The following is a 7305-nucleotide window of genomic DNA, read 5'->3' as shown; positions in this document are numbered from 1 at the left end:
AGGTCTTCGCCATGATCAAGCACTGACGAGTGTCAACAACGCTCGTGATCAATACAGCTAGGGCGTGTCGTTCGGATCAGTTCGGCTGTGGGCGGCGCCGCCGGGCGGCTGGTCCGGCCGCCAGACGTAGCGCACGTCCGGTTCCCGTTCCTCGTTCGCGCTGCCGTCCGTCCACTCGACGGCGACGAAGCCATGACGCTCGTAGAACCGGTGGGCGGGCGTGTTGACCTGGAAGGTCCACAGGCCGAGGCCGTCGGGCCGGCGCTTCTTGGCCAGTGCGACGAACCGGTCGCCGAGTCCTCGTCCCCGCCAGTCGGGAGCGAGGTACAGCTGCGACAGCTCCGCCTCGTCCAGCACCATGACCCCGGCCAGCCCCGTCCCGTCCGCCGCCTCGGCGACCCAGGTCTCGTGGCGCGGCACGACGACATGCCGGAACCAGTCGCGGACCTCGTCGTCCGAGTGCGCGCGTACGACGCCCGGCAGCGCGGCGGCGAAGGACCGCAGCCACACGTCGGCGGCGGGGCGGGCGTCGGAAGGAGCCGCCCGGCGCAGCGCGGGTGCCGCCGTCACGGGTGGCTTTCCTCGGGGACGACGGCGGTGGCCGTTATCTCCACGAGCTGTCCCGTGTAGCCGAGGCAGGCCACGCCGATCAGGGTCGACGAATGCGGGCCGGTGCTGAGCCCGGACGCCTCGACCACATCCCACACCGCGGAGAGCGCCGCGGTCTCACCGCTCACCACGTACACGTCGGTCGCCACGACGTGTGCCAAGTCGCTGCCGACCGCGCGTAGTTGCTCTTCCAGATTGGCGATCACCTGCCGTGCCTGCCGGACCGGATCGCCCTCCCCGACCAGTTTCCCCTCGGCGTCGAGCGGAACGGCCCCGGCGAGAAACGCCAGTTTCGTGCCGGCCTCGACCACGGAGGCGTGGGAGTAGGTCGGGGGCGGGAACAGGGTGGGCACGGTGACGCGCCGGATCATGAGCGCTCCTGAGCTGTCGATGACGGGCATCCGGCCGACGATCAGTGGGTCAATCGGGCCGGTTCAGTCGATCATCTGGGCCGGAGGGCGGGCCCGCACCCGGATTTACCCGCCGCCTGCGCAGCGCGGCGGTCCGTGCCGCGGCACCGCGTCGCGCGGCGGCGGCCGCGAGGGCCCGGAACTCGGCGCCGCGCTCGGCCTCCAGGACCCGCTCCACACGATAGAGGCGGATCTGCCGGGCGGTGCGGAAGAGCGGATGCGGGCGCAGCAGGTCTGGTTCGCCGAGGAGTTGGCGCACCATGGTGGCGGTCCAGCCGCGCGCCCTCAGCCGAGCCGTGGACCAGTGCGTCAGTACCGGCTGCGGTTCTTGCCGGCGGCTGTTGCCGGCCCTGCCCTGCGTCATCATCGCCGTTCCCCCGTAATCATCACACCCCGTGACGATTCATTGATAGCGCGCGCCACTGACAACCGCAGACGCGGAGTGACGGCGGAAGGCTGACGTGGGGGAAAAACCGGTGCGGGACGGCCCGGGCCCGCATAATCTGCGACCCGCGCGGACACGGGCTTTCTCGTGTGGCCGCCCGATGCGCTCGCCGCCCCGTCCCACTGGCCGTACGACCGTCCGGAGCCGCCGATGCCCGCCCTCACCGACTCGGCCTTCCTCGACACCGTCGCCGACGCTCTCGCCGCCCTCCCCACGGTCGAAGCCGTCTCCCTGGGCGGCTCCCGCGCCCAGGACACCCACCGCGCGGACAGCGACTGGGACCTCGGCATCTACTACCGAGGCTCCTTCGACCCCGCCGACCTGCGCGCGCTCGGCTGGGAGGGCGAGGTGTCGGAGATCGGCGGCTGGGGCGGCGGCGTGTTCAACGGGGGCGCGTGGCTGACGATCGACGGCCGGCGCGTGGACGTGCACTACCGCGATCTCGACGTGATCGAGCACGAGCTGGCGGAGGCGGAGGCGGGCAGGTTCCGCGTGGAGCCGCTGCTCTTCCACCTCGCCGGCATCCCCAGCTACCTGGTCGTCGCCGAACTGGCCGTCAACCGGACCCTGCGCGGCACGCTGCCGCGTCCCGAGCGCTACCCGGACGAGCTCCGCCGCTCCGCCGCCGACCGCTGGTACGACACCGCGCGCGCGACCCTCGGCTACGCCAAGGCCAACCACGTTCCCGCCGACCGCCGTACCGAACTCGCCGGCGCCCTGGCCGTCGCCGCGACCCAGGCGAGCCACGCCGTACTGGCGGCCAGGGGAGAGTGGGTGACCAACGAGAAGCGGCTGCTGGAACGGGCGGGGCTGCGGGAGATGGACGAGATCATCGCGTCACTGTTCGCGGCACGCGACGCGCACGCCCTCGGCCAGGCGATCGCCCGCGTCGAGCGGCTGTTCGCGCGGGTCGCTCCGGAGGGGGCCGAGCGGACCGGCTGACGGGCGGGCCGGCTGACGCGCGGACCGGCTGACACCCCCGGCCAACCGTCACACGGCCGAAACACGCCCGTCCCATATCCGCCGACAACCCCACTTACCGTGGGTGGTACACACCGCCCGGCCGCCGTCGCCCGCAGGCACACCCCGCCCTCGTGTCGACAGGAGCCCCGTGTCGCGACGTGTCGTACCCGCACTGCCCCTCTGGTTCACCCATGCGCTGCGGGCGCAGCGGGGTCCCGTGCCGTGGGCCGCGGTGGTCCGCGGCGTGTCGGCCGCGGGGCCGCTGCTGGCGGTGTCCGTGGCGGCGGGGCGGGCCTCGGTCGGCGTCGTGGCGGCGATCGCGGCGATGCTCGCGGGGATCAACGACCGGCCGGGAAGCCGCCGCGCGGCGGTGCGGCGGCTGGGCGTTCCGGCGGCGGCAGGCGCGGCCGGGCTGGTCGTGGGGGCGTACGCGGGGGAGCACGGCGGGCCCGTCGCGCTGACGGTGCTGCTCACGGCACTGGGGCTGCTCGCCGGGTGCGTGAGCGCGGTGGGCCCGGTCGCCTCGGCGGCAGGGACACAGGTGCTGGTCGCCTGCGTCGTGGGGGCGGGCATGCCGCTCCCCGAGCCGGGGTGGCTGCGCGGACTCGCGTTCCTGTGCGGCGCCGGATGGCTGCTGGCACTGCGGCTGGCCGTGCCGACGCCCGGCGCGCTGGCCGGGGACTTCCGGTTCGACGGGGAGCGGGCCGCCGTGGCGGGCGTGTACGACGCCGTCGCCGACCTGCTCGACGCCGTCGGCGGCCCGCACGCCACGACCCGCCGGGCCGCGCTCACCGCCGCTCTCGATCACGCACAGGACGCCCTGACCGGGCCCCGGCTGCGCCGCTACGCGGGGTCCGCGGCCGAGCGGCGGCTGCACGCGCAGTACGCCGCCGCGCTGCCCCTCGCCGAGGCCGCCACGGCGCTCGCCTGGGCGGGGGAGCCGGTCTCCGCGCGGGCCGCGCAGGCGCCCCGGCGGCTCGCCGCGGCCGTGCGCCGCAACACGCACACCGGGCCGCTGCCCGCGCCCTCGCGCTCCGCGCCCGCCCTGCGGGCCCTGGACGACGCGCTGCTGCGCGCGGCGGAGGCCTTCGACCGGGGCGAGGGCGGCGCGCTGCACACCCGGCGGCGGACCGCGCGGCAGCTGCTGCGCGCCGCGTTCGGGGCCGGCGGGCGGGAGTACGGGGTGCGGGTGGCCCTGTCCTTCGGCGCCGCCGGCGCCATCGCCCAGGCGCTGCACCACACCCACTGGTACTGGCTGCCCGCCACCGCGGTCTTCCTCGTCAAGCCCGACCTGGGGCCGCTCGTGTCGCGGGTGCTGTGCCGGGCCGTGGGCACCGTCCTGGGGGCGCTGGTGTTCGCCGGGCTCGCCGCCGTGCTGCCGCAGCCGGCGGGGCTCGTGGCGGTCGTCGCGGTCAGCGGGGCTTTGATCCCGGTCGCCACCCGGCACTTCGCCGCGCAGACCGCCGTAGTGACGGTGCTGGTGCTCGCCCTGGTGATGGTCGGCGGGGAGCCGCAGGCCTCCGCGAGCCGGATCGGTGAGACGCTGCTGGCCTGCGCGATCGTACTGATCGTCGGGCATCTGCCGATGCCGGGGGAGCGGGGCGGCACGGTGCGGGCCCGGCTGGCGGTGGCGGGCGGGGCCGCGCACGCCTATCTCGCGCACGTGCTCGGCGGGTCCGACGACCGCCCCGCGCGGTGGGTGCTGCGCCGAGAGGCCTACCGCGCGCTCGCCGAGGCCCGTACGGCCATCGCCGTGGCCGCGGCGGAACTGCCCGCGCTGGCCCGGCACACGCGAGGCGCGGACAAGGTCGTAGCCGTCCTCGAACGGCTCGTGGACACGACCACCGCGTGTGCCGTGCACCTCGACGACACCGGGCGGCTCACGCCCCGGCACATCGGCCGGCTCGACCGCCTCCTCGCCGAGGCCGCGGAGACCGACGCGCTCGGGGTGCTGGGCGTCCTCGCCGCGGAGCGCGGCGGGCTACGGGCGGCACGTCTCCCGTTGGCCGTCTAGGCTCTGTCGTTTGGATCAGCCCGGCTGTGAGGGACGGTGCGTCCTGGCCGAGTCGAGCGGGGTCTGGTGCGTGCAGCTGCAAGGCGGAGGAGGGAGTCGACGCGGCGCGTCGGCGACTGACGACAACGCGGCAGATGTGCGTGCCAGACCCTGCGACGCCGGGATGATCCAAACGACAGGGCCTAGCCGCTTTGCCGCCCAGTGGCGTTCCAGGGGCGCAGCACGACGCCGTGGAGACCCTTCGTCCGGACCGGGGGGCCTGCGGGGAGCGGACGGCCGCCCGCGCTAGCCGATCCGCACCCACACCGGCGCGTGGTCCGAGCCCGGGGCGTCCCGCCGCTCGACCGGGTCCGCGCCGACCGAGGGCAGCCGTGGCGCCTCCTCGCCGGGCAGCCCGGTGCCCGCGGCGGAGATCCGGTGCACCAGGCGATGGCTGAGCAGTATGTGGTCGATCAGCTCGCGGCGCCCGGAGTGCACACGCGAGTAGCGCTGCTCGTCCGGTATGCGCGGGGCGATGTTCCACAGCCGGAACGCGTCGCCCTTGTCCTCCCGGGAGAACCCGCCCGTGCCGATCTCCGATCCGGGCGGGCCGAGCACGATCTGCGTGGTCGCCGCCTGCACCTCGTCGTTCAGGTCGCCCAGCACCGCCACGTCCCGCTCCCGGCCGTCACCGGCCAGCAGCACATCGGCCAGCGCGCGCAGCGCCGTCGCCTCGGCGGCCCGGCGGTAGAGGGCGTAGGCGCCGTAGCGGGCGCGTTCGCCCTCGTCGTTCGGGCTGAAACGATTGCCCGGGTAGGTCAGCAGCTTCGACTTCAGATGCGCGACCGCGACACTCATGCCGGCCGTCTCCACGGCCAGCACGCCCCGCCCCGCCTGGGTCGTGGTGTGCCCCGCGTCGTCGGTCTGCACCGACCGCACCGGGTCCGGGAACGCCGTCGTGTCGGCCAGGACGCGCAGTGGCGTACGGCTGAGGAACCCGACGCGGATGCCCCGGGCGTCGGGATGCGTGGAGACCGCGGTGTGCCAGTCGCCGTCCAGCATGCCGACCAGGTCGGTCAGCGCCACCGGCTCGCCGATCTCCTGCAGTCCCAGCAGGTCCGGATCCAGCTCGGTGATCACGGCGGCGAGGGAGGCCAGCTTGGTCTCGTACCCGGCCTGGTCCTTCGGGCCGAACAGCCCGCCGGGCCGGTAGAGGTTCTCCAGATTCCAGGTGCCTACAAGCATTCCGGGCCCCTTTCGCAGAGCCTGGTGGCGGGGCGTGGTGAGGCCAGGGTGCGGTCCCCGGCCGCTTCGCGACAGGGCCGGGGGCCGGATGCGCGGTTCCGCTCACATCGCGGTACCGCCCCGCCGTACGTTGGCGTGATGACGACTTCTCCCGCCGACCTCATCATCACGGGATGCACCGCTCTCGTGCATGTCGAAGGCCGGGACGACCACGATCAGGTCGCCTTCCGGGACGACGCCGCGATCGTCGTACGCGACGGGCTGATCGAGTCCGTCACCGCGGCCGCCGACGTCGTGGGGCTGCCCGCCGCCGAGCGGATCGACGCGCGCGGACAGGCCGCCCTGCCCGGCCTGATCAACTGCCACACACACGCCCCGATGGTCGCGCTGCGCGGGATCGCCGAGGACCTGCCCACCGAGGCCTGGTTCGACGACGTGATCTGGCCCGTCGAGAGCAACCTCACCGCGCGGGACGTCGAGTGGGGTGCGCGGCTGGCGTGCGCCGAGATGATCCGGGGCGGCGTCACCTGCTTCGCCGACCACTACTTCGCCATGGACGCGGTCGCCGCGGTCGTCGAGGAATGCGGCATCCGCGCCCATCTGGGCCAGGCGTTCTTCTCGTCCCAGGGGCCCGAAGGGCGCGAGCGCTCACTGGAGTTCGCACTGCGGCACCGGGGCGGCGCCGGCGGCCGTATCACCACCGCCCTCGCCCCGCACGCCCCGTACACGGTCGACGACGCCGACCTCGCTGCCACCGCCGAGCTGGCCCGTGAGCACGGCCTGCCGGTGCACCTGCACGCCGCCGAGAACCGCGACCAGACCGCCGCCGGCCTCGCCCGGCACGGCGTCACCCCGATCGAGGTCCTGGAGCGCACCGGCATCCTCGGCACCGATGTGCTGATCGCGCACGGCACCGGTGTCGTCGAACGCGACCTGCCCGTCCTGGAGCGGGCCGGCGGGCGGGTCGCGGTGGCGAGCGCACCGCGCGGGTACCTGAAATTCGCCTGGCCCACCACCACGCCGGTACGGGCCCTGCGCGCGGCCGGCGTCCCCGTCGGGCTCGCCACGGACGGCGCGGCCTCCAACAACTCCCTCGACGTCTGGGAGTCGATGGCGCTCACCGCCCTGGTCCAGAAGTCGGCCGAGGGCGACCCCCGCTGGATGACCTCCCGTCAGGCGCTCCACCACGCCACACTGCAGAGCGCCCGCGCGGTGGGCCTCGACGGGGTCGTCGGCTCCCTGGCAGCGGGGCACCGCGCGGACATCGTCCTCGTCGACCTGACCGGCCCGCACACCCAGCCCGTCCACGACCTCGCCGCGACCCTGGTGCACAGTGCCCGCGCCTCCGACGTCCGCACCACGATCGTCGACGGCCGTGTCCTGATGCGCGACCGCGAGCTGCTCACCCTCGACGTGGCGTCCACCGTCCGGGAGTTGGGGAAGCGCCTGCCGGCCCTCCTCGACCGGGGGCACGGGCGGCGCGTCCAGCGGTACGACGCCGAGTGATACGTCAGGTAATCGAAACCGGGAGTTCACCGAGACGCGGCTCACACTTTGGGGTGAACGGGTGCCAACTACGTCTCAGTCCCGTCACCGAGCGAGGCGTTTGACCTCCTGGAGGCGTTAACTCGTACACGTAC

At 74.3% G+C, this 7305-nt stretch carries 7 protein-coding genes; 3 read left to right on the top strand and 4 right to left on the bottom strand.

The window, feature by feature from the left end; translation table 11 throughout:
* Positions 1-57: 57 nt before the first annotated feature.
* From AMK31_RS22615 to AMK31_RS41060, 3 genes are read right to left on the bottom strand one after another with little or no spacing between them, the layout of a single operon-like run.
* Positions 58-570, bottom strand: a complete 513-nt coding sequence (locus AMK31_RS22615) for a GNAT family N-acetyltransferase (protein ID WP_073942404.1) — start codon at positions 568-570, stop codon at positions 58-60.
* Complete coding sequence (locus tag AMK31_RS22610; protein ID WP_073942403.1) at positions 567-980, bottom strand: RidA family protein; 414 nt, start codon at positions 978-980, stop codon at positions 567-569. Before AMK31_RS22610 ends, AMK31_RS22615 begins: the two co-directional genes overlap by 4 nt.
* Positions 981-1029: 49 nt before the next feature.
* Entirely contained in the window at positions 1030-1383 is a 354-nt protein-coding gene (locus AMK31_RS41060) for a hypothetical protein (RefSeq protein WP_198948537.1), read from the bottom strand.
* Between the two features lie 231 nt (positions 1384-1614).
* On the opposite strand from AMK31_RS41060, the gene AMK31_RS22600 reads away from it, so the two are divergent.
* Both AMK31_RS22600 and AMK31_RS22595 read left to right on the top strand, forming a co-directional pair.
* Positions 1615-2406, top strand: a complete 792-nt coding sequence (locus tag AMK31_RS22600; RefSeq protein WP_073942445.1) for a nucleotidyltransferase domain-containing protein — start codon at positions 1615-1617, stop codon at positions 2404-2406.
* A gap of 169 nt (positions 2407-2575) precedes the next feature.
* Positions 2576-4441 carry an FUSC family protein gene (locus AMK31_RS22595; RefSeq protein WP_073942402.1) on the top strand — a complete coding sequence of 622 codons (1866 nt, stop codon included), beginning with the start codon at positions 2576-2578 and terminating at the stop codon, positions 4439-4441.
* Between the two features lie 285 nt (positions 4442-4726).
* Here AMK31_RS22595 and AMK31_RS22585 read toward each other — a convergent pair whose 3' ends face one another.
* Positions 4727-5665 carry an endonuclease/exonuclease/phosphatase family protein gene (locus AMK31_RS22585; protein ID WP_073942401.1) on the bottom strand — a complete coding sequence of 313 codons (939 nt, stop codon included), beginning with the start codon at positions 5663-5665 and terminating at the stop codon, positions 4727-4729.
* A 138-nt stretch (positions 5666-5803) separates the two neighbouring features.
* Between AMK31_RS22585 and AMK31_RS22580 the strand changes: the two genes are divergently transcribed.
* Positions 5804-7171, top strand: a complete 1368-nt coding sequence (locus AMK31_RS22580; protein ID WP_073942400.1) for an amidohydrolase — start codon at positions 5804-5806, stop codon at positions 7169-7171.
* Positions 7172-7305 lie beyond the last annotated feature (134 nt).

Source organism: Streptomyces sp. TSRI0107 (assembly GCF_001905845.1).
In the GTDB taxonomy this organism is placed as follows: Bacteria; Actinomycetota; Actinomycetes; order Streptomycetales; family Streptomycetaceae; genus Streptomyces.
The sequence above is the reverse complement of the archived record's forward strand: the minus strand, read 5'-3'. Positions and strand labels throughout refer to the sequence as shown.

What these genes read in the sequence shown, in the direction of transcription:
- AMK31_RS22610 (WP_073942403.1), bottom strand. Translation starts at nt 980, where the DNA reads ATGATCCGGCGCGTCACCGTGCCCACCCTGTTCCCGCCCCCGACCTAC.
- AMK31_RS41060 (WP_198948537.1), bottom strand. Translation starts at nt 1,383, where the DNA reads ATGACGCAGGGCAGGGCCGGCAACAGCCGCCGGCAAGAACCGCAGCCG.
- AMK31_RS22600 (WP_073942445.1), top strand. Translation starts at nt 1,615, where the DNA reads ATGCCCGCCCTCACCGACTCGGCCTTCCTCGACACCGTCGCCGACGCT.
- AMK31_RS22585 (WP_073942401.1), bottom strand. Translation starts at nt 5,665, where the DNA reads ATGCTTGTAGGCACCTGGAATCTGGAGAACCTCTACCGGCCCGGCGGG.
- AMK31_RS22580 (WP_073942400.1), top strand. Translation starts at nt 5,804, where the DNA reads ATGACGACTTCTCCCGCCGACCTCATCATCACGGGATGCACCGCTCTC.